Source organism: Pseudomonas sp. GM48 (genome assembly GCF_000282335.1).
Classification (GTDB): Bacteria; Pseudomonadota; Gammaproteobacteria; order Pseudomonadales; family Pseudomonadaceae; genus Aquipseudomonas.
Genome location: NZ_AKJM01000058.1, coordinates 22,199 through 43,949, shown reverse-complemented (window position 1 = coordinate 43,949; position 21,751 = coordinate 22,199). Strand labels below are relative to the sequence as shown.

General features: G+C 58.9%; 21 protein-coding genes. 10 read left to right on the top strand and 11 right to left on the bottom strand.

Going from position 1 to position 21,751, the window contains the following annotated elements; translation table 11 throughout:
- The first annotated feature begins 350 nt into the window (after positions 1-350).
- Positions 351-3,248, top strand: coding sequence for a multicopper oxidase domain-containing protein (locus PMI28_RS17720; RefSeq protein ID WP_007985620.1), 2,898 nt, complete (start codon positions 351-353; stop codon positions 3,246-3,248).
- 164 nt (positions 3,249-3,412) lie between these two features.
- Here the strand turns inward: PMI28_RS17720 and PMI28_RS17725 are convergent, their stop codons facing one another.
- Positions 3,413-5,278 carry an ABC transporter ATP-binding protein gene (locus PMI28_RS17725; RefSeq protein ID WP_007985618.1) on the bottom strand — a complete coding sequence of 622 codons (1,866 nt, stop codon included), beginning with the start codon at positions 5,276-5,278 and terminating at the stop codon, positions 3,413-3,415.
- A gap of 255 nt (positions 5,279-5,533) precedes the next feature.
- Between PMI28_RS17725 and PMI28_RS17730 the strand changes: the two genes are divergently transcribed.
- The 4 genes from PMI28_RS17730 (at position 5,534) to PMI28_RS17745 (ending at position 8,650) form a co-directional block, all read left to right on the top strand.
- Positions 5,534-5,884 carry a metalloregulator ArsR/SmtB family transcription factor gene (locus PMI28_RS17730; protein ID WP_007985617.1) on the top strand — a complete coding sequence of 117 codons (351 nt, stop codon included), beginning with the start codon at positions 5,534-5,536 and terminating at the stop codon, positions 5,882-5,884.
- 67 nt (positions 5,885-5,951) lie between these two features.
- Complete coding sequence (locus tag PMI28_RS17735) at positions 5,952-6,956, top strand: ArsJ-associated glyceraldehyde-3-phosphate dehydrogenase (RefSeq protein ID WP_007985615.1); 1,005 nt, start codon at positions 5,952-5,954, stop codon at positions 6,954-6,956.
- A gap of 11 nt (positions 6,957-6,967) precedes the next feature.
- On the top strand, positions 6,968-8,197 hold the full coding sequence (arsJ, locus tag PMI28_RS17740) for an organoarsenical effux MFS transporter ArsJ (protein WP_007985613.1): 1,230 nt from the start codon (positions 6,968-6,970) through the stop codon (positions 8,195-8,197).
- A gap of 234 nt (positions 8,198-8,431) precedes the next feature.
- The gene (locus PMI28_RS17745; RefSeq protein ID WP_007985611.1) at positions 8,432-8,650 is read left to right on the top strand and encodes a hypothetical protein; all 219 of its coding nucleotides are present in this window, start codon (positions 8,432-8,434) and stop codon (positions 8,648-8,650) included.
- A gap of 195 nt (positions 8,651-8,845) precedes the next feature.
- Here the strand turns inward: PMI28_RS17745 and PMI28_RS30500 are convergent, their stop codons facing one another.
- The 3 genes from PMI28_RS30500 to PMI28_RS17755 all read right to left on the bottom strand — a co-directional run bounded on the left by PMI28_RS30500 (position 8,846) and on the right by PMI28_RS17755 (position 10,181).
- Complete coding sequence (locus PMI28_RS30500) at positions 8,846-9,217, bottom strand: hypothetical protein (protein WP_157395760.1); 372 nt, start codon at positions 9,215-9,217, stop codon at positions 8,846-8,848.
- Positions 9,218-9,362: 145 nt separating this feature from the next.
- Entirely contained in the window at positions 9,363-9,608 is a 246-nt protein-coding gene (locus PMI28_RS17750) for a hypothetical protein (RefSeq protein WP_007985602.1), read from the bottom strand.
- 114 nt (positions 9,609-9,722) lie between these two features.
- Positions 9,723-10,181 (bottom strand): metallophosphoesterase family protein, encoded by a 459-nt coding sequence (locus tag PMI28_RS17755; RefSeq protein WP_007985599.1) that lies wholly within the window; start codon positions 10,179-10,181, stop codon positions 9,723-9,725.
- Positions 10,182-10,432: 251 nt separating this feature from the next.
- Here PMI28_RS17755 and PMI28_RS17760 point away from each other — a divergent pair, with 251 nt between their 5' ends.
- Positions 10,433-10,705, top strand: a complete 273-nt coding sequence (locus PMI28_RS17760) for a DUF2790 domain-containing protein (RefSeq protein WP_007985594.1) — start codon at positions 10,433-10,435, stop codon at positions 10,703-10,705.
- Positions 10,706-10,767: 62 nt separating this feature from the next.
- On the opposite strand, the gene PMI28_RS17765 is transcribed toward PMI28_RS17760, so the two are convergent.
- The 5 genes from PMI28_RS17765 to PMI28_RS17785 form a co-directional block, all read right to left on the bottom strand.
- Positions 10,768-11,706, bottom strand: coding sequence for a LysR family transcriptional regulator (locus PMI28_RS17765; protein ID WP_007985593.1), 939 nt, complete (start codon positions 11,704-11,706; stop codon positions 10,768-10,770).
- Between the two features lie 64 nt (positions 11,707-11,770).
- On the bottom strand, positions 11,771-12,721 hold the full coding sequence (locus PMI28_RS17770; protein ID WP_007985592.1) for an aldo/keto reductase: 951 nt from the start codon (positions 12,719-12,721) through the stop codon (positions 11,771-11,773).
- Between the two features lie 23 nt (positions 12,722-12,744).
- A complete protein-coding gene (locus tag PMI28_RS17775) occupies positions 12,745-14,223 on the bottom strand; it encodes an efflux transporter outer membrane subunit (protein ID WP_007985591.1) in 1,479 nt (492 codons plus the stop codon).
- A gap of 19 nt (positions 14,224-14,242) precedes the next feature.
- Positions 14,243-15,739, bottom strand: coding sequence for a DHA2 family efflux MFS transporter permease subunit (locus PMI28_RS17780; protein WP_007985590.1), 1,497 nt, complete (start codon positions 15,737-15,739; stop codon positions 14,243-14,245).
- Positions 15,739-16,872: an HlyD family secretion protein gene (locus PMI28_RS17785; protein ID WP_007985589.1), complete on the bottom strand. Its 1,134-nt coding sequence runs from the start codon at positions 16,870-16,872 to the stop codon at positions 15,739-15,741. The genes PMI28_RS17780 and PMI28_RS17785 overlap by 1 nt, the downstream gene beginning before the upstream one ends.
- Before the next feature lie 260 nt (positions 16,873-17,132).
- Here PMI28_RS17785 and PMI28_RS17790 point away from each other — a divergent pair, with 260 nt between their 5' ends.
- Entirely contained in the window at positions 17,133-17,759 is a 627-nt protein-coding gene (locus PMI28_RS17790) for a TetR/AcrR family transcriptional regulator (protein WP_007985588.1), read from the top strand.
- Positions 17,752-18,273 carry a G/U mismatch-specific DNA glycosylase gene (gene mug / locus PMI28_RS17795; protein WP_007985587.1) on the top strand — a complete coding sequence of 174 codons (522 nt, stop codon included), beginning with the start codon at positions 17,752-17,754 and terminating at the stop codon, positions 18,271-18,273. Before PMI28_RS17790 ends, mug begins: the two co-directional genes overlap by 8 nt.
- A 152-nt stretch (positions 18,274-18,425) precedes the next feature.
- On the opposite strand, the gene PMI28_RS17800 is transcribed toward mug, so the two are convergent.
- Both PMI28_RS17800 and PMI28_RS17805 read right to left on the bottom strand, forming a co-directional pair.
- Positions 18,426-19,508, bottom strand: a complete 1,083-nt coding sequence (locus PMI28_RS17800) for a sterol desaturase family protein (protein ID WP_007985585.1) — start codon at positions 19,506-19,508, stop codon at positions 18,426-18,428.
- Between the two features lie 77 nt (positions 19,509-19,585).
- Entirely contained in the window at positions 19,586-20,248 is a 663-nt protein-coding gene (locus PMI28_RS17805) for a hypothetical protein (RefSeq protein WP_007985583.1), read from the bottom strand.
- Between the two features lie 151 nt (positions 20,249-20,399).
- Between PMI28_RS17805 and PMI28_RS17810 the strand changes: the two genes are divergently transcribed.
- Together PMI28_RS17810 and PMI28_RS17815 are read left to right on the top strand one after the other, a co-directional pair.
- The gene (locus tag PMI28_RS17810; protein ID WP_007985581.1) at positions 20,400-20,771 is read left to right on the top strand and encodes a DUF3302 domain-containing protein; all 372 of its coding nucleotides are present in this window, start codon (positions 20,400-20,402) and stop codon (positions 20,769-20,771) included.
- A 3-nt stretch (positions 20,772-20,774) separates the two neighbouring features.
- Positions 20,775-21,734 carry an HlyD family secretion protein gene (locus tag PMI28_RS17815; protein WP_007985579.1) on the top strand — a complete coding sequence of 320 codons (960 nt, stop codon included), beginning with the start codon at positions 20,775-20,777 and terminating at the stop codon, positions 21,732-21,734.
- Positions 21,735-21,751 lie beyond the last annotated feature (17 nt).

Below are 21,751 nucleotides of genomic sequence, written 5' to 3'. Positions count from 1 at the left end.
CGGCCAATAGTCGTCCTCCATGAACGGCAGCAAAAGCCACAAGCGGCCATCGATACATTCATAAAGTGGCCACTTCTCGTAGCCCCAAAAAAACCACAATCGCACCCTATATTGGGGAATATTCCCCGCCATCGGGGCTTTCACCCCGGTTTCTCATGCGCCTGCTCAAAGCCAGCAGACAAGGAGGTATGGCGTAGAGCCACTGGTCACTTCCTGTCATTTTTGGCAGGAAAGTTGCGTCGTCAATATCCCTGCTCGAAATCCAGCGTTTCGCCAGCCGGGCCAGGAAGTCGTGGCTCGTTGCCCCCATATTGCCACGCGCTCCGAGGAACCCGTCAGAGGTGTTTGCGATGAAACTAGATACCGCAAGTTCGAAACCTAGTCCATTGTTCAAAACCAGGCTGGCGCTGAGTATCTCTGCTGCCGTGATCATATTGGGGCTGGGCTTTTCCCGGACCCAGGCAGTCCCCCTCGACAACACCGATCCACCGCCTCCTACCGACCCATCGGCGTTCACCAATCCGCCCGCCGACCCCGATGCCGCATTGCGGGACTTGCTCAAGCTGCCTCCCGCCAACGTCGGGGCCTTCGACTTACCCAATGGTGTGACCGGTAACCGCCAGACCCCCTTGGTCGACAATGTGCTGCCACCCGATCAGCAAACCAGCTTCAATATCCCCACTAACGGTAATCCCAGCCCGTTGTTCGGGGCTCAACCGTTCACCCAGAAGCTTGAACTTTTCGAGGAATTCGGCTCGAACAAACTGGATGCGACCGACCCGCCATCACCGGTTCCGTTTCCGGTTCCCACGGTGGGCCCCGCACCGGCGCAAGATCCATTGAACGTGGCGCGTAGCGGCCCGTCGCCGGATGCGCTGGATGCCTTTCTCAGGCAGCCGGCATTGACGCCCTTCCCGACAGAGTTCTCCAATGTGCTGGACCGCAACCCCTGGAAGGCGCAGATCGAGCTTTTCCTCAACCGCCGGGTCGATTCGCCCGCAGAAGGCCGGCCACCGGGAAAAGGCTGGTCGCACCAGCGTTTCAATGAGTTTTTCCCGCGCGACGCCTTCAAGACGGTGCAAGCCGGCGCGCACGTCAACAGCGGCTTGCGTGATCGCATGCAACGGCATAACTACGCCGTGGGGGAATTCGCGCCCGGCGGGCTCTATCACAACACCAATGGCGAGCCGGCCAACGAGGGCACCACCAAGGGCATTCAGGTGCAGTTTCACCCCAACCTCCCTGTCCAGGACCACAATGCGCTGTGGACATTCGACGGCACCTTTCCGCCCAAACTGCTCCAGGTGCGCTACGGCCAAGCGATGCTGATGCGTCATTACGATGCCTTGCCCATTGACCCGTCGGCCAACCGGGGCTTCGGCCTGCACACCCTCACCACCCATGAACATAACGGGCACACTCCGGCGGAAAGCGACGGCTTTACCAACGCGTTCTTCTTCCCGGGCCAGTACTACGACTATCGCTGGCCGATCCAGTTGGCCGGTTACGACACCATCAACACCACTGCCCAGGACCCACGGGCAGCGTTCCCGTGCGACCCCGGTGAAATCCTGTTCGTCAACGACACCACCCCCGGCTTCAAGACCTGCGATCACGGCACCATCAAGATCCGTGGCGACTGGCGCGAAACCATGAGCACCCACTGGTTCCACGACCACATGCTCGATTTCACCGCGCAGAATGTCTACAAGGGCAACGCGACGATGATGAACTACTACAGCGCCGTGGACCGTGGCAACGAGTCGGTCGACGACGGGGTCAACCTGCGCATGCCCAGCGGTTCGGCGTTGGGCTGGGGTAACCGTGACTACGACATCAACCTGACGATCGCCGACAAGGCCTGGGACCAGGCCGGCCAGTTGTGGTTCAACCCCTTCAACACCGACGGTTTTCTCGGTGACCAGGTGCTGACCAACTGGGAGTTCAAACCCTTCCTGGACGTACGTGCCCGCCGCTACCGTTTCCGCATTCTCGACGGATCGGTTTCTCGCTACTTCAAGCTGGCGGTGGTGCGTCAGGTCAACGGAAATGGCGGCGAGTTTCCTGGCCCGAACAACTCCGGGGTTTCCTATAACCGGGTGCCGTTCCACATGATTGCCAACGACGGCAATATCATGGAGCACGCGGTGCCGTTCGACGGCAGCCTGGACCTCGATGGCGACGGCGACACACAGGATAACAATGCCATTCTGCCGATACTGGGCATTGCCGAACGCTATGACATCATCATCGACTTCGCGAAAAACGGCATCAACCCGGGCGACAAGATTTTCTTCGTCAACATTGAGGAGCATGAAAACGGCAGGCGTCCAAAACGTGACATACCATTGGCGGATGTACTCTCCGGGAAGTACCTGCCCGTTGTCAGGCAAACCAGCCACGGGCCACAGTGGGTCAACGGTGACCCGGGCGTGGGCTTGTTCCTGCAACTCAACGTCCAGCCTTACACCGGCCAGGATGTCAGCCTGAATCCGGTCGACTTCGAGCCCGCCAAGCCTGGCAAGCCCGAGGGCAAGGTCATGATCCCCCTGCCCTTGCACCGTGATGACCCTGCCGATATCGCCCGGCTTGCCCAGGCGCGGCACCGCACCTTTATCTTTGGCCGCTCCAACGGCACCGATGAGACGCCCTGGACGATCAAGACCGATGGCGGCGAAGGCTTCCCCATGGACCCGCGGCGGATTTCAGCCGCGCCACAACTGGCCACTGGCCCGACACCGGCAGGGTTCAAGGGTGAAGGCACGCTGGAAATCTGGAAGATCCAGAACGGCGGCAATGGCTGGACTCACCCGGTGCATGTGCACTTCGAGGAAGGGGTCATTCTCACTCGAGGTGGCAAACCGCCGCCAGAATGGGAAAAAGGCGCGCGCAAGGATATCTACCGTGTAGGCCGCGATTCCGACAGCCTCGACGATGTCGAAATGGCCATACACATCCGTGAGTTTGCCGGTACCTACATGGAGCACTGCCACAACACCCAGCATGAGGACACGTCGATGCTGCTGCGCTGGGACTCTGAGCACCCGGGCCAGTTCCAATTGATGCCCACACCCTTGCCCAGCTGGGACGGCGTGAAATTCGTGAACTCGGTGGCGTTACCGACATTCCGTACGGGGGATGGCGTCGGGCCACAGGTCAAGGTCAACAATGACCAAGGAAGTAGCAGTGGCAGCGGCAGCGGCAGCGGCAGTAGCAGTGGCAGCAGCGGAGGCAAAGGCAAAGGCTAGCGTCGTCTATCAAACGGCCGGTCATGGCGTCGGCAATCGCAAAAAACCGCTTACATGACCGATTCAATCCCAAAGCCGCCTGTCATCACAGTCGGCTTTGGGTTGATTTCAGCCCATCGCGTCAGGCAGCTATCGGCCAGAAACATGCCTTTGATTTACGCTGATCACGCTGACGCCTGATCCATCGCCTCGACCACTCCCTTATCCTCCCCCAGGAATCCGCCGCTTTGATGCTGCCATAGCCGCGCATAGACGCCGTTTTTCCCGAGCAATTCGGTGTGGGTGCCCTGTTCGATGATGCGTCCGTCATCCATGACGATGAGTCGGTCCATGGCCGCAATCGTGGACAGCCGATGGGCGATGGCGATCACAGTCTTGCCCTGCATCATTTCATCGAGGCTTTCCTGAATGGCCACTTCGACTTCCGAGTCCAGCGCGCTGGTGGCCTCATCAAGAAGCAGGATCGGGGCGTTCTTGAGCATAACCCGGGCAATCGCGACGCGTTGGCGCTGGCCGCCCGACAGCTTGATGCCCCGTTCACCCACAAGGGTGTCGTAGCCGGTATGGCCTTGCCGGTCGCTCAGTTGGCTGATGAACTCATCGGCCTGGGCATTGGCCGCGGCGCTGCGGATTTGCGCGTCGGTCGCATCAGGACGGCCGTAGGCGATGTTGTCGCGAATGGAACGGTGCAGCAGGGAGGTATCCTGCGTGACCATGCCGATGGCGCCGCGCAGACTGTCTTGCGTCACTTGTGCGATGTTTTGGCCGTCGATGCGAATCTCCCCGCTGTCGACGTCATAGAAACGCAGCAGCAAGTTGATAAGCGTGGATTTGCCGGCGCCAGAGCGGCCAACCAGGCCGATTTTTTCACCCGGGCGGATGCTCAGGCTCAGGCCATCGAGCACCTGGCGTTCGCCATTGTAGTTGAAGCTCACCTTATCGAAGGTTACCGCGCCACCGGAAGTCACTAGCACGCCGGCACCCGGTGCGTCCTGCACCTTGGTGCCCAAGGTCAGCGTCGCCATGCCATCCTGTACGGTGCCGATGCTCTCGAACAGCGAGGTCATTTGCCACATGATCCAGTTCGACATGCCATTGATACGCAACGCCATGGCGATGATTGCCGCCACGGCACCTGCGCCGACCTCACCCTGGTGCCATAGCCACAGGGCATAACCACCTGCTGCCATGATCAACGCCACCACCAATGCCTGGTTAACGATCTCGAACTGGCTTACCAGGCGCATCTGGCGAAAACCGGTTTGCTTGAAATCCTCCATCGCTGCACGCGCAAAGTGCGCTTCACGATTGGAGTGGGAGAACAGCTTCACCGTAGAGATGTTCGTGTAGGCGTCTGAAATACGCCCGGTCATCATCGACCGCGCATTCGCCTGTTCCTGCCCGACTTTCCCCAGACGGGGCACGAAGTACAGCATGGCCAGGCCGAACAACACGACCCAGGCAACGAAAGGCAGCATCAGTTTCAGAGCGAAGCCGCCGGCCAGTGCGATGATCGCAATGAAATACACGCCGATCCCGGGTGCGATCTCGATCAGGGTGAATAGCACGTCGCGCACCGCTAGCGCAGTCTGCATCACCTTGGTAGTGACTCGGCCGGAAAACTCATCGGAAAAAAACGAAAGGCTTTGTCGCAGCATCAGGCGATGGAAGTCCCAGCGCAGCCGCAACGGCAAGTTAATCGCTAATATCTGGTGCTGCACCATGGTGCGCAACGCCACCAGCCCGACACTGGTCACCATTACAATGCCCATGCCCCACAACACGCGACTTTCCTGAGCAGCCGCTTCACCGCCGGCCTGCCAGGTCGAGAGCAGGTCCACGACCTGCCCGAGGAAGGAAAACAGCCAGGCTTCGTAAATCGACACAGCGGCACTTAGTAGCGCAAGCGCAAGGATGTAACCGCGGGCGCCCCGCGTACAGGCCCACAGGAAGCGAGCCAGACCGTCGGGTGGCGGTGGTACCTCGTCTGGAGGAAAGGGGTCGAGCCTTCGTTCAAACGCACGAAGCATGGTGTTCTCCAAATCGATCAAATTGAGGAGATTCTGCCATTGAACGGTTGCTTTGAGGGTTTTGCGAAGTTGAGATCTGGCGCTGTTTGCAGGTCGCGCTGAGGATTGGATTACCGGGCGCGGGCTCTCGTACGTTGCCAGAGACCCGGTCGGCAGGGATAAATTGGTCGGTTTCGGCCGACTCTGTTGAAAAAGTCGGCTTTCTCATTTCAACAATATCTGTATATTCGCATTATCGAATATACGAGCTGTGCTATGAGCCTCCTGCCTGCCACTGTCTTCAAATGCCTGGGTGATGAAACCCGCACCAGAATCATGCTGATGCTCTGTGCGCAAGGCGAACTCTGCGTGTGTGAACTGATCTGGGCGCTGGATGACAGTCAATCCAAGGTTTCACGCCACCTTGCTCAGTTGCGCGCCTGCGGCCTGCTCGAAAATCGCCGTCAAGATCAATGGATTTACTATCGAGTGCACCCTGAACTTCCACAGTGGGTCGTCGACATACTCCAGGTGACACTCGAAGCCAACCGACACTGGCTGAGCCGGGACGAAAAGCGCCTTGATCAGATGGGTGGCCGCCCCGAGCGCAGGGCAGTCTGCTGCTAACGTAACAGTCAATTCGATCAGGCCAGTCCTGCCCCTCCGAAGACAGCACACGAAAGAGAACAACGCTATGAGCATCAGAGTAGGTATCAACGGTTTCGGTCGAATCGGTCGTCTTGCCTTGCGCGCGGCCTGGCACTGGCCTGAGTTTGAATTCGTGCAAATCAATGACCCTTCTGGCGACGCTATCACTCATGCGCATCTGCTCAATTTCGACTCGGTGCACGGCCGTTGGCATAACGAAGCCAGCGCCGATGGCGACTATGTGGTCATTGACGGTCGACGCATGCGGGTGACAGCCAACAAATCCATCGCCGACACTGACTGGTCCGGCTGTGACCTGGTCATCGAGGCCAGTGGCAAAATGAAGACCGTTGACGTGCTTCAGGCGTATCTGGAACATGGTGTGAAACGCGTGGTGGTTTGTGCTCCGGTGAAGGAACAGGGGGCGCTGAACATCGTCATGGGCGTCAATCAGCACCTGTTCGATCCGGCGCAGCACCGTATTGTTACCGCCGCATCCTGCACCACCAATTGCCTGGCTCCAGTGGTCAAAGTGATCCACGAAAACCTGGGTATTCGCCATGGCTCTATCACCACGATCCACGACCTGACCAATACCCAAAGTATTCTCGACCAGCCACACAAGGACCTGCGTCGAGCCCGTGCTTCAGGTATGAGCCTGATCCCGACCAGTACCGGGTCGGCGACAGCGATTGCTGAGATTTTTCCAGAGTTGCGTGGCCGCCTGAACGGCCACGCCGTGCGCGTACCGCTGGCCAATGCCTCTCTTACCGACTGCGTATTTGAGGTGGAGCGCGAGACTTCGGTGGATGAGGTCAATGCCCTGCTCAAAGCGGCGGCCGCTGGCCCGCTGAAAAACATCCTTGGCTACGAGGAGCGCCCGTTGGTTTCAATCGACTACCGCACCGATCCGCGTTCCTCGATCATTGATGCACTCTCGACCATGGTGGTGAACGGCACCCAAGTGAAAATCTACGCGTGGTACGACAACGAGTGGGGGTACGCCAACCGTGTTGTCGAACTGGCCAGGCTGGTCGGCCTGGCCAGTTAACAGGGGCGATCATGAAAGCGTTGTCAGCCCTTTCCCCGGAAGTTCGGCAGTATCTGCTGGTCACCGGCAATTACTGGGCCTTTACCCTCACCGATGGTGCGCTGCGCATGTTGGTGGTGCTGCATTTCCACACATTGGGCTACTCGCCGCTGCAAATTGCCGCGCTGTTCCTGTTTTACGAGATCTTCGGCGTCATCACCAACCTGGTGGGTGGCTACCTCGGCGCTCGCCTGGGCTTGAATCGCACGATGAACATCGGTCTGGGGCTCCAGGTGGCCGCCTTGCTGATGCTCACAGTGCCAGCCGCCTGGCTGACCATCCCTTGGGTGATGGGCGCTCAGGCGTTGTCCGGTATCGCCAAAGACCTCAACAAGATGAGTGCCAAGAGTACGATCAAGCTTCTGGTACCCAACCAGCAACAGGGCACGCTTTATCAGTGGATAGCTATCCTCACCGGCTCAAAAAACGCCCTCAAGGGTGTGGGCTTCTTCCTGGGCGGCGCCTTACTGGCATGGCTGACCTTCAGAGGGGCGGTGCTACTGATGGCAACGGTATTGGCGCTGGTCTGGATTGCGAGCCTGCTCCTGCTGAAAAAGGACCTGGGCAAAGCCAAGGCCAAGCCGAAGTTCCGCGAGATGCTTTCCAAGAGCCGAGCGATCAACATCCTCTCGGCTGCGCGGCTGTTTCTCTTTGGTGCTCGCGATGTGTGGTTTGTCGTCGCTTTGCCGGTGTACCTGAGTGAGGTATTTGGCTGGGACTTTTGGTGGGTGGGTGGATTTCTGGCGGCTTGGGTCATCGGTTATGGCATCGTCCAGTCTCTCGCCCCGAACATCACCGGGAAGAAGCATGGCCACGTCCCGGATGGGCGAGCGGCTTTCGTTTGGGCGGCGTTGCTGGCCGGCCTGCCGGCGGCCATCGCCCTCGGTCTCTCGGCGGGCTGGTCGCCCCAGACTGTACTCCTGAGCGGGTTGATGATCTTCGGTGCGCTGTTTGCGGTGAACTCATCCTTGCACAGCTACCTGATCGTCTCCTATGCCAAAGAGGACGGAGTATCGCTGGACGTTGGTTTCTACTACATGTCCAACGCTCTGGGGCGGCTGCTCGGCACCGTGCTGTCCGGCTGGATTTACCAGACCTATGGGCTGGGGGCTTGTCTGTGGATTTCCACGGCGTTTGTAATATTGGCCGCTCTGATTTCAATCGCCTTGCCCAGGCACGCCGAAGCAATTCCATCGACATGATGAGATGCCGCTGGCTGAATGCGAGCGGAAGAAACAGCAACTTGGTGCACCGCCCGGTTGAATCCACAGCCAATAGCAGTCGTTCGGCAGTTGAATCAAGGATGCTTGTCCATCAAATGCCCACGCGTTTCGGGGCCTCGTTCGGTTGCAGTCATCACTTATTCTCCAGACAAAAAAATTCCGCACCAGACGGGACTCATGGCTAAGCTGTACGCTCTACGCAAGGAGGCATTTATGAAGTACACAACAGTTTTACTGGCTGTCGCTTTGCTCGGTGGCTGCTCTTTGTACAATGAGCGCGGCACCGGCGAAGGCGGGAGAGAAATAACCAGCAAGGGCTACACCGTCCGCTGTGACGCGACACCCGCCAATCAGCCAGGCTGCTACACGCCGCCGCCATCGTGGGTCTGGTGGCCCTCAGACAGCATCAAATTCAAGTTGGGCGCGAACTGACACGCCCCTTCGCAATTCAGGATGACGCTGAATTGATGACTATCGTGAACAGTGATCAGTTGAAAGAAATTCTGACCCGCAAGCGGGTGAACGAGAGTTTGTATTCGCTTGGCTTGTTGGCGTCTCAAAGCGAGTCCTACTCTGTTGTTAGAGACGGCAACCGGTGGAAGGTTGTGTACAAGGAGCGTGGAACCTTCACGGATATTGAAACGGGCTTGTCGAAAGAAGCAGTCGTAAAATCAGCGTTCGCGGTACGACAGAGAGATCGTGCAAGGCGGATTTACGGCTGCTGCGCAGCCGAACGCCGCCTTCGGCAGCTGCTACAAAGAAGGCGTAGCGTCGGGTTCGCCTGACTGATCGGCATAAGGCCATTGCCACAACGCAATCCGTAGCAGCTGGCGTAGCCTGCGTCCGGCTGCGCAGCAGTCGTAAAATCAGAGTTCGCGGTACGACAGAGAGATCGTGCAAGGCGGATTTACGACTGCTGCGCAGCCGGACGCCGCCTTCGGCAGCTGCTACAAAGAAGGCGTAGCGTCTGGGTTCGCCTAACTGATCGGCATTACCCATCAGCGGACCCTCCAGTGAGTGTCTGCTTCACGCCCTGAGGAAGTCAGTTAACCAAAATCGAGGTTCTTGAGGAGCTGTGGACCACGCAGCCCATACCTTGGATGAACCATCCATTTTCGATGAATGGCTAGAAGCCCTGACCCGCCTATTTCACCTTAGGGCCCAAAATCTGACCATGATGGGTGATGCGTTGTAGCCGCTCCACGTTAAGCCGCTGGCACTCACTCTCGGCCTCTTCTCGGGCCTTATAGGTAGTCTTCAGCCGCAGCTTCTCCTGATTGTCGTAGAGGTTGAAGCCTATCGGCGCCGTCTGGCAGTAGAAGCGTGATCCGTTACGCATGGGTCCGGTTTCAGTTGGGATTGCAGGCACGACCACAAATCTCGAAATCATCTTCACACCCTCTCCAAACACCTCCTAACGTTTAGCGGCTATAGGCCACTATCGCAAGCGTCCACCGAGACTTTCCGATGAGAAGCACGAGCGCCCCACCACCGATAACGTGAGTCATTCGAGAAGGTAAATCAGTCGTGGCTCAATTGAAGTCTCAAGTACTTCAAGCAAAGCCAGCGTCACCGGTAGCTTGAAACGCCGCCGTCCCGCGCTGCCAGGATTGAGATAAAGCTGTGTGCCGCGCCATTCAATGCAAGGCTTATGGGAGTGGCCGGTGATGACCAGTTTTATGCCTGCATCAAGTTCTTCCGGGATATCGGCAATGTCATGCGTCAACAGAATCTGCCATCCGTTGAGATCGAAACGCAGAAGCTCGGGAAGCCTCTCTGCCCAACGTGCCTGCCGGTCATTGTTGCCACGCACGACGTGCAGAGGCGCGATAGATGCCAGTCGATCAAGAATCTCCGGGCTACCGATGTCACCTGCGTGAATGATCTGCTCACATCCCTCCAGGGCAGCAAGCGCTTCGGGGCGGAGCAACCCATGGGTATCGGAAATCACACCAACTTTCATGCTTTCTCCAGAACAGTGTCGAAGCGGCCAAGGCTATTGTGCGCCGCCGGTGCTGAGCATTGAAACGATCATGACTACGGGTTCGATTCATGGGCAATCCGGCAACAGTGTTTATCCCGCGGACCGATATTTGCGCCCCTGACAAACGCCTAACATCGGCTCTACCAAAGTGAGTAAACCCACTGAAGCGCAACTCACTCACGAGGTAAAAAACGCTTGCCGGACAACACTTGAACCACAAGGTGAACATTATGAAACTGCTAAAAATCGCGCTCTTCGTGGCGCTTGGCGCCGCCGGCGTCCAGGCATTTGCAGACGACAACCCTGCAGCGGCCGCCAACAGCAAACCGTCGGTTGAAACCTACACGTACGACACCAGGCTGGATATCAAACGCGTCATCGAAGTGTCGGAAATCACGGATGAATGCGGACCGGTCCCGGCGCGCATGACCTATGAAGATTCCCGGGGCCAACGGCGCACCATTGAATATCAAGTCATGGGTACCGGATGTTCGAACGGTTGAACACTGTATGGACGATGGAGGGTCGACACTCCATGCGTACAGCGCCCGTCACATCAAAGGCTTCAACGCGCTACAGACGAACCGATAATTTTTTCATCAGACGCGAGCAAACCCGGAATGGAATGTTTTAGAAAATCCACCCAGGTTTTTATTTTTGCATCGACGAACTTGCGTGACGGGTAGATGGCAAACAGGTTCAATTCTTCAAGTCGATAACCGGGCAATACGCGCACCAATGTCCCCGCCCGCAAACCATCGACGGCCGAAGCAATCGGCTGAATACCGATCCCCATCCCGTTCTTGATCGCGACTGTCATGGCATCAGCCGTATTGACGTGAAAGGGAGACACGGGCGCGTTGAACGTTTCCATCCCTTGCGGACCTTCAAATACCCAATTCTCGACCGGCATGACCGTGTTGACGATACGCAGGCAATCATGGCCGCCGAGATCACTCGGCGACTCGGGAATCCCGCGTTGGCTCAGGTACGCCGGCGAGGCACAGAGGATGCTGTAGGTGATACCCAGCCGCTGGGCGACAAATCCGGAATCGGGCAGATCCCGCGCCAGCACAATCGACATGTCATAGCCTTCCTCTAGCAAATCCGGCAGCCGATTGGTCACGGTCAGATCAAACAATACCGATGGATAGTTTTCTCTGTAGCGGGCAATGGCACCGATCACGTAATGGTTGCCGATGGCCGACATGGCATGGATTTTCAGCCGGCCTGCGGGCATGACCTGCGCCGTGCCCGCCTCTTCGTCGGCCTCACGCATGTCCTGCAGAATCCGCTCGCAGCGCTGCAAATAACGCACACCGGCTTCGGTCAACGCCAGGCGCCGGGTGGTCCGATTGATCAACCGCGTTTGCAGCCTGGCCTCCAGGCTGGAAACGGCTTTTGAAACGTTGGTCGTGGTGGTGTCCAACATCGCGGCGGCTGCCGTGAAGCTGCCGCTTTGGGCAACCGCCGCGAAACACCGCAGGGTCTGGAAAACATCCATCGTCTTCACCTCAAGGGATAGACAAACAGGACGGCCCTGTGACGAACCGCCCTGACGTCAGGCACTACTGCTTGCGCGCAATGAATCCGGGGACACCGGTTTCAACCACTGAGTTGAAGCGTATACGGGTTGTGATGTCTTGTTTAATCTCAACCATGGCCCTGAACGGCAAGGTCGAGATATCGATATTTTCCCGGATATGACTTGGGGTTGCCGAGGTGGTCAGGAACGCCACCCCACGTTGTACCGACCAGGCCAGTGCCACCTGGGCCGGCGTTTTCTGCAAGCGCCGGGCGATGCCGGTGATCACCGGGTCTTCCAGCACATTCGGTTGCATGCCATGCCCCAGTGGCGCAAACGCCAGCACGATGATCCCGTGTTCTTTACAGAACTCAAGCAACTCCCACTCCGGCAAATAAGGGTGAGACTCGACCTGCACCACGGCGGGTTTTATCCGGGCGTCGGCGACCAGTGCCTTCAGCGCCTCCAGTGTGATATCGGACACACCGATGGACCTGGCCCGCCCCTCATCCACCAGCCGCTCCAGCGCCCGCCACGTCTCGATCAACGTCACGTCGTTGTCGTAGATGACGTTGCCCTGCTCGTCCCTCGGGTCCTGGTCTTCGCCGGGCTGGAAGGCAAACGGCGTGTGGATCAGGTAGCAGTCGATGTAGTCCACTTGCAGGCGTTGGCAACTGGCTTCGAACGCGGGCTCGACGCGCTCCGGACGATGGTTGGTGTTCCACAGTTTGGTGGTGATGAACAGCTCCTCGCGGCGGATTTTGCCCGCTTCCAGCACCTCCTTCAGCGCAACGCCAACCTGTGTTTCGTTGCGATAGCGCTCGGCACAATCGAAATGGCGGAAACCGGCGGCCAGTGCTTCCTTGACCGCTTGGGTCGTGGTGGCGAGATCGCGGAACAACGTACCGAATCCAACCGCCGGCATCTCGACCGCGCCATGGTTGAGCACAAACCCGGTGTCGCGAAGTCCGTCGTGAAAGGCTTCATAGGTCATGTCTTTACTCCAGGCCGCAGCCATTATTGATACAAAGGTTTCTGCCCGTCGCCAGACGCGACACGTTGCTCGAAGGTACCGACCGAATTACCGCCCAGTGCAATAAACAACTGCACGGTGTCGAGGTACTGCGCCGTTTTCACGCGGATCTGTCCCAGCAGCGCCTGCTCATAAGCGCGCTCCGCTTCCAGGACCTGGAGAATGCTGTTCTCGCCTTGCGCAAAGGCCTGCCGGTTCAACTGCAAACTGGTTTCGGCCGCTCGCAACGCGTCGGTCTGTGCCAGATTTTCCTCGGCGTCATGGTTGATCGCCTGCAAGGTGTCAGCGACCTGCCCGAACGAGGTAATGACCGTCTGCTGGTAACCGGCGAGCGTCGCTTTGTAGCCGTCGATGGCAGCCTGCTGCTGCGCCTTGAGCGTTCCGCCATCGAAGAGCGGCCCGGCCAACCCGGCAGCAAAACCCCAGAGTGCTGCGCCGCCATTACCCGAAGCCGCCTGCACCAGGGACGCAGACAGCGTGACGTGGGGATAGAGGTTCGCCGTCGCCACACCCACCGCCGCGCTGGCCATGTGCAGTTGAGCCTCGGCTTGCAGCACATCCGGCCGGTCGTGGGCCATTTCCGAGGGCAAACTGACGGGAACGTTTGACGGCAACACAAACTCGCTCAGCTCGAAGTCGGGAGCGATCCAGTCAGCCGGCCCCTTCCCCGTCAGAATCGACAGCGCATGGCGTGCGGCATCGCGCTGCTGAGCGAGGGGCGGCAACAACGTGCGGTCCTGAGCGAGACGCGTCTCGGCCAACGACACATCAATCTGTGTGGTGGTGCCATTGCGGTGGGCCATGCGCACCAATTCAAGGTTCTTCGCGTCATTGGCAAGCAGCTGTTCCACGGCTTGCATCTGCGCATTGGCGGAGGCCACCAGCAACGCCTGGCTGGCGACGTTGCCGGTCAGGGTCAGGTACGCCGCTTCGTACCGGTGTTGCTGCAAGTCGGCAAACGCCTGTTGCTGTTCAATCAATCGCTTGTTGCCGCCGAACACATCAAGGTCGAAACCCACCCGCGGTCCGATCGCATAGAAATTGGAGATGGAGGGTTCCTTGGCGTTGTGCACCCGTTGACGACCGGCCACGGCACCGAAATCGACCTGCGGATAAAGCGCACCCTGCGCCGCCGCAACAGAAGAAGCCGCTTGCCGGATCGTTGCATCGGCTGCCACCAGATCAAGATTGCCGTCGATGGCACGACGAACCACGTGGTCGAGTTTCTGCGAGCGAAAGGCAGTCCACCAGTCGCCACTGAACCGCTTGCCCGGATTGATGCGTGGGTCTTCGCCGCGAGCAAGACGCTGCTCGGCTTGTAAGTCATAGTGCTGCGACGAACTCGCCGCCGGTGTTTCATAGTCGGGGCCAACGGTGCAGGCCGAGAGAAGGACCAGCAGCGACAGCGCCGCGATCTTCGTTTGCGGCAGATACCTGTTGATGACCAGCGCATAAGATTTCATTTGGCAAACTCCACGAAAACTAATTGGCCGCAACGGGCTTGCGAAGAAACAACACCAGCGGGCTCACCACCAGCATCACCACCAGCAAAATCTTGAACTGGTCGATAACGGCGATAAACGCGGCCTGGCCGGTGATCATTTCGTTGAGCCCGCCAAGCACCTGCAAGGGCGCCGAGGCCAGCGAATGCGCAGCGGCGCGGTACGCCGTCAGGTTACTGACCAGCGCCATGTGCATCGCCTGGGTGTTGTTGAAGAAGAACAGTTGCACGATCGCCACGCCCAGCGTGCTGCCGTAGACACGGGCCAGATTGAACAGGCCGGTGCCTTCGGGGCGCAGCTTGGGGTCGAGCGTACTGAACGCGACTTTGCTCACCGCCGGCATCAAGATGCCCAGGCCCGCACCCTGGATCGCACCGGCGACGGCCACGGGCCATTCGTCCATCAGCGGCGAATAGCCGAGCATCAACCAGTTGGCATAAACCACCACCGCCACACCCGCCGCCACGAAGGGACGGCGGTCGAAACGCTCGGGAACCCGGCCCATCAGCAGAAATGCGCCGACCAGTCCCATGCCACGGGGAATCGTCAAGGCTCCGGTGGTGTCAGGCGGGTAGCCGAGAATCTCGTCGAGCATCGGCGACGTCAGGGCCATGGTCGACAACAGCACAAAACCGAGGGCGAAAAAGATCACCGTCGACAACACGAAGTTGCGGTCCTTGAGTAAGCGCTTGTTGAGGAAATGCACGTTCGAGGTCAGCACATGCACCACGAACAGGTAGATCCCCAGCGCAGATGCCAGCGCTTCCAGCCATATTTCGGACGAGGCGAACCAGTCCAGCCGCTCGCCACGGTCGAGCAGCATTTGCAGGCTGATCATGCCGAGCGTGAAGGTGCCAAAACCGAAGAAATCGAACGCCGGAGGTTTCTCGGCCTTCTTCTGCGCCAGCAACAGCGCCACCACCAGGAAGATAAACGCCGACAGTGGAACGCTGAGGTAGAACATCGGCCGCCAGCCAAAATGTTCGGCGATCCAGCCACCGATACTCGGGCCGCTGACGATGCCGAACAGCACAATGGCCGTCCAGCTCGCGCCAAACTTTGCGCGTTTTTCCAGCGGCAAGGTTTCCGTGGCAATCGCCATCGACAGCGGTGCCAGCACCCCACTGGCGATGCCTTGAACAATGCGCGCCCCCACGAATTCCAGCGGCGTCGTTGCTGCCGTGGCGAGCAACAAGCCAAGGACGAACACTGCCAGCGCCGCCTGATACACCAACTTCAAGCCAAAGCGCCCGGCCAGCCACTGCGCAATCGGCATACTGATCGCACTCGCGGCCAGGTACGCAGTGAAAATCCACCCCGCCTGATCGTCGCTCATCGACAGGCTGCCCTGAATCAACCTGAGTGCCGAGTTCGGCAGCGGCAAATTCGCCGACTGCATATAAGTCGCCAGCAATGCGGCAAACCTGAGCGAGCGCGCACCCTCCCCACCGGGACTTACCACCGATTGGGCGTTCATCAGAAGTTACCTGCAGTCAGCAACGCCTTGAGCGGATGCCACCAGGGGCTGCTGAACCGGGTGTCGATCCTGACCGTGGCGCTGGTCCCGGAGAACAGCGGCAGCGCCGGGTCTACTTCGTCGAGCTCGAGCCGTACCGGCACCCGCTGCGTCACCTTGACCCAGTTACCGGTCGCATTCTCGGGCGGCAGCAGCGCGAAATCCGATCCGGCCCCCGGGCTCATGCTGGTGACGTGGGCCTTGAACACGCGATCCGGGTAGGTATCGATGCGGATGGTGGCCTCCTGGCCCGGGCGCATGTGGGTCACGTCGGTTTCGCGGAAGTTGGCCTCGATCCAGACCTCATGATCGGACAACAAGGCAAAGGCCGGCGCACCGTTGTTGAGATGGTTGCCCACCTGCAGGTCGTCGACCTTGGCCACGATGCCATTCTGGGGCGCATACACCGTGGTGTACGAGAGGTACAACTGGGCCTCGTCGAGCAGCGCCCTGGCTTCGCGAACCGTCGGGTGACTATCGGCATCGATGTTCGGATTGCCGTTCAAGGCCACCACGGTGCTGGCGATCTGTTGCTCGATGGACGCGATCCGTTGCCGCGCCACTTTCACGTCGGTGTCGGCACGTTCGTAAATCGACTTCGAAACGAACTCGGACACGACCAGTGCCTTCTTGCGGGCAAAATCCTTTTGGTCGAAATCAGCCGACTCTTTCGCCGATTGCAGTTCAGCCTGTTGCTGGCGGTAGCTGGCCTTGAGCCCGTCGATGCGCAGCCGCGCCACACTCAGTTGCGCTTGCGCACGGTCGACGGCGATCTGAAACGGTTTCGGGTCGATCCGGAACAGCACCTGGCCCTTCTGAACCTGCTGATTGTCCTCGACGGCGATTTCCACAACTTGCCCGGAGATCCGCGCATTGATCGATGCCTTCGCCACCCGGGCGTAAGCGTTATCGGTCGATACAAACGCCTGCCCCGACACATAGTGGGCATAACCCGCCGCCGCGAAGAGGATGGGAACACCCACCATCAGCCAGGGACGCAACGTCTGTCTCAGCGGTTTCCTGATAGCGGCAGCCGGGTTGGGGCCAGGCTGCTCGAAGGTCTGTTGCGCCTGGATATCGAACTGTTTGGTCATGATCGAGTTCACCTTTAGCCGGGTAATCGGGCCGGCATCGGCAATAAGCGCCGGCGGCCCGGAGGTCAATAACTGCTGGAAACAAGCAAGCCCGTGCGCGGTCAGGAGGATCGCTCCCTCCGCGTCGGTTTCGTCGCCGCAACACTCAGTTCGCGCTCGGCTACAACAAACCCTGGATCAAGGAATTTCTGATTCCTTAATTTTGTGCGATGGTGTAAGAATATCCCTCGACCCACCTTCTCACAAGGATTTTGTACGGCATGGCACAAAATAAATCGACAGAGGGCAAAGTCCGCGGCCGCCCTCGCGCATACGACCCGCAGACAGCGTTGCAGCAGGCACTCGGTGTGTTCTGGAACACCGGCTATTCCGGCGCATCCCTGGACAGCATCGCCACCGCCGCCGGCATGAATCGCCCCAGCCTCTATGCGGCATTCGGCGACAAGCACGCGCTCTATATCAAAGCACTGGAGCAGTATTGGGAGTTTGCCGCGGCGTCCATGCGCGAGGCGCTGACGGACCTGGATCTGCCGTTGGCCGAAGCCTTGCAGCGTTTCTACGAAGGGCAGTTATCGATTTACTTCTCGGGAGACGGCCAGCCCCGCGGTTGCTTCGCCATCGGCACGGCAACCACCGAAGCCGTCGAGGACCCGGAAATTCGTGAGGTGCTTTCCGACCGGTTGAGCCGGCTGGATGCGGATCTGGAGATTCGATTGCAAGCGGCTAAAAATGCTGGCGAGTTGAAAGGCAATGCAGACCCGGCCGCCCTTGCCGTACTCGCCTCCTCCCTGCTGCACAGCATTTCGATACGTGCGCGGGCCGGTAAATCCCGAGCCGAACTGACGGAGCTCGCACGCCAGGCGATCAGAGTGATCTGCGGTGAGTGAACAACTCGAGGATATTCTTGCCGGGCAATTGGCCGTGATCTTTTGCGGGATCAATCCCGGAATGACTGCCGCTGCTCAAGGGCAGCATTTTGCGGGGCGCGGCAATCGCTTCTGGCGCACGCTCCATCTCGCCGGGTTTACTCCCGAGGAGGTGCGACCGGAAAACGACCGGACGATCTTGCGCTACCAATGCGGACTAACCGCCGTGGTCGATCGGCCGACGGCCAGTGCGGATCAGTTGTCCTTGCACGAGTTCACCGCCGCCGCCGCGGACTTCGAACAGAAAATCGCACGCCATGCGCCGCGTTTCGTGGCGTTTCTGGGCAAGGCCGCGTATTGCGCACTGTCCGGTCAGCGGGATATTGCCTGGGGCCTGCAAGCGAAAACCTTCGGCAATGCCTCGGTCTGGGTCCTGCCTAACCCCAGCGGAAGAAATCGTGCGTTCAGCCTTGAGCAACTGGTCACGGCATACCGGGAACTGCGCCTGGCAGTCGACGAAAATCGACAGGGGTGATCACCCCGGAGGAATCGTCGCGAGCACACCAATCAGGATGGTCAACAGCAGAAAACCGCCGAGAAAAATCGTCATCTTGGCCATGCGGCCTCCCACACTATGAATTGGCGGTACAGGGGCGCCGAGCGTTGCCCGAACTGCGTACCGAAGATTTATTGTGGGCCGACGGCTGCATCCGTTACAGAGGCAGATTGCGCTGAAAAATACGGATCAGAACGGCTGGAAGACGGTGATTTCGAGCGTTTGTCAGCAAGGAGTTTGCGGGCGATGTCCACAAACGGCGTGACGATCAACCCCCGCAGCGTCAGGTAACGTTCGTGATCCGGCTCACCGGTGCCGAACTGAATGGACTCGGGTCTGGACTGTGTGACGTAAAGCGTGCCGAACATCCAGTCCCACAGTGACAGATTGATGCCGAAATTCTTGTTGAAGTGTCGCGGTGCATCGCTGTGATGAATCTGGTGTTGCGCCGGGCTGCTCAGCACCCGCTCAAGCACCGGCCCGAAGGACAGCCAGACATGACTGTGACGCAGGTTGGCCGCCAGGCCATTGAAGATGAACACCATGTAGGTTGCGCCAAACAGCGTATAGCGGCTGATCTCTCCACCACAGGCGTACCAGAAGACCCCGGCAAACGCGCCGAGGCAAATGGTATCCGTCAGCTTCTCGACCACCTCTTCCAGAAAATGCACCCGGCTGGCCGTCGCCGGCACCAGCACGGGCGCCGAATGATGGACCTTGTGGAAGGCCCACAGATACCGCGAATGAAAGGCGCGATGGCCCCAGTAATGGCTGAAATCCTTGACCAGAAATACGCCGAGCCCATAGAGCAAGGTCAGCGCCAGGTTCTCCTGCATTTGTGTCCTTGCGCCCCACAGGTTGGTGAAGAACGCGATGTAGTCCGCTGAACGCAAAACATACGGATCAACCAGGCCGACAATGGGCAGGACCAGTGCAACCTTGAGGATGGCGAGCACGAAGTAGTAGCGATAATCCAGCAGTGCCGACCGATGCAGATATACCCGACAGCCACCGATGAATTGCCCGAACGAACGCGCATCGGTCAAGCCCCGGGACTTGCGGAACCGGAACAGGCAGTAAGCGATGCTGTAAGACATGCAGAGAAAGGATAGACCGAGCCGACCGTTGAAGTCGAAAATGCCGAGGAACTGCCCGGTGACCGGCTCAATCACCCACTGGAATAAATAAAGATGGATAGTGGCGAGAACATCCATATCAGGCTGCCCAACATAAATGGAAGGGCAATAGTAAATGAGAATGAGTCTTTAGTGTGTTGAATTATGCCCAGTTGTTATCCACCCAGCGCAATGATTGCAAGGATCAGCACTCCTCCCGTAACGGCCATTACCACCCCGCCCTGCCATTGCGCAGCGCCAGCGTATCTGGCGAGCATCCAGCCTGCGATGAACAGCACCACAAGCCCGATCAGGTTGGACAGGCGGATGGCGAGTGCGGTTTGATCGAGCAGCATGAACGGCACTACCAGCGGAAATGTCGAGCACACGACCAACAGGAAAACACCGAGAGCACCCTTGAAGTCCTTCCAGCCGAGGTAAGCCCTGGTCGGCATGGGGGGCTGCTCGAGCAGCCGACGGCGCAACAACTCCAGGCCTTCGCTGCCGGCCGCCGCCGCGAACTGCAACGGCAACACTTGCGCAACGAGCGCCTGCCCGGCTGCGGCATCCGTTCCATTGCGCAACGTGAGGTACAAATTGATCCTGCGCGTGCGCTCGACCAGTGTGCGCAACAGGTACATCACAGCATCAGCCAGTCCCCAGGCGAGATTGCAGCCAAGTGCGGCAATCATCATCGTGCGTTCGGCTGCCTGGTCTGCCGTGGCCACACTGATAGTGCCGGTGAACGTCATGGCCATCAGCAGGCCGAAGATCACCTCGGTAATGCGCTCGACAGGGTCAAGTACAGGCGCCCTCTCGAATTGACCATTGGTTGGCATGAGTTCACCTCGTCGGTGTGGGCTTGCACGAAACCGGTCGACGCTTCGGCCAGGCACCGGTTGCTCACGCTGAATATCCGCGTCCCCGTCAAGTGTAGTTTGAACGGCTACACTCAGGCGGACACGTTACCTGCTTCAAGAGGAGTGGTTCATGCTTGATTACTTCGCGCTAGGCCTGCTGGTTTTTGTCGGGCTTGTCCTGTTCTACGGGATCATCCTGCTCCACGACATCCCCTATGAAATTGCTGTCCACCGCAACCACCCTCACCAGGATGCGATCCACGCCACTGGCTGGGTCAGCCTGTTCACCTTGCACGCGCTTTGGCCATTCCTGTGGATCTGGGCGATGGCCTATCGAGAGGACCGGGGCTGGGGTTTCAGTGACGGACATTCACCCAAAAGTCATGTGGTTCACCTCGAACAACAGGTCGCCGAACTGCAAGGCCGGATCGAACGCCTGGAAGCGGCGACGGGCACGACACAGAACCGGGTGCCAACGGATAATCTCGGCGAGGGCCATTGAGTCATGGATCTTTTACTCGTTCTGACGTATGCGGCAATCTGCGTAGCCATCTTCAAAATCTTCCGCATCCCTTTGAACAAATGGACAGTGCCCACGGCGGTGCTGGGCGGAATCGTGATTGTCGGCGCGATGATTTTCACGATGAACTACAACCACCCCTACTCCGAAGTGGCGCGTTCCTATTTTGTATCGGTTCCAGTGATACCCGTCGTCAGCGGCCAGGTGATCGACGTGCCGGTGAAGACCAACCAGCCCCTGGAAAAAGGCGATGTGCTGTTTCGCATTGATCCCGCGCCTTTCGAATATCGGCTGAAATCCCTCAAGGCACAGCTGATTTCTGCCCAGGCCGATCGCGCCCGGATCACCGAGTTGATCAAGCGTAATTTCAGTACCCAACGGGAACTGGACATTGTGGTCGCTCGCAGTGATGACCTGAAGGCACAACTGGACAATGCGCAGTACGAGCTCGACAACACCACGGTCCGTGCGCCGAGCAAAGGCTTCGTCACCCACGTTTCGCTGCGTCCGGGCATGATGGCGACCAAGTTGCCGCTGCGCCCGTCGATGGTCTTCATTCCCGCCGAAGGGCATTACTTCGCCGCATGGATGCGCCAGAACAGCCTGTTGCGCCTGACAGAAGGCGACGAGGCCGAAGTCGCGTTTGACGGCATTCCCGGGAAGGTTTTCGAAGGCAAGGTCAAAAACGTGATTTCTGTCATCGCCGAAGGCCAGATCCAGCCTTCGGGCACGCTGATCGGCTTCACCGGTTCACCACCGGCCGGCCGGGTTCCGGTGATCATTGAAATCACCGATCCCGACTATGCCCAGTACGCCGACCAGATGCCGGGCGGGGCCTACGGCCAGGCGGCGCTGTACAGCCAGCATTTCCATCACATCGCGATGATGCGCAAAATCCTGCTGCGCATGGCTGCATGGATGAACTACATCTTCCCGTTCCACTAACCCTGCAACGATAGCAA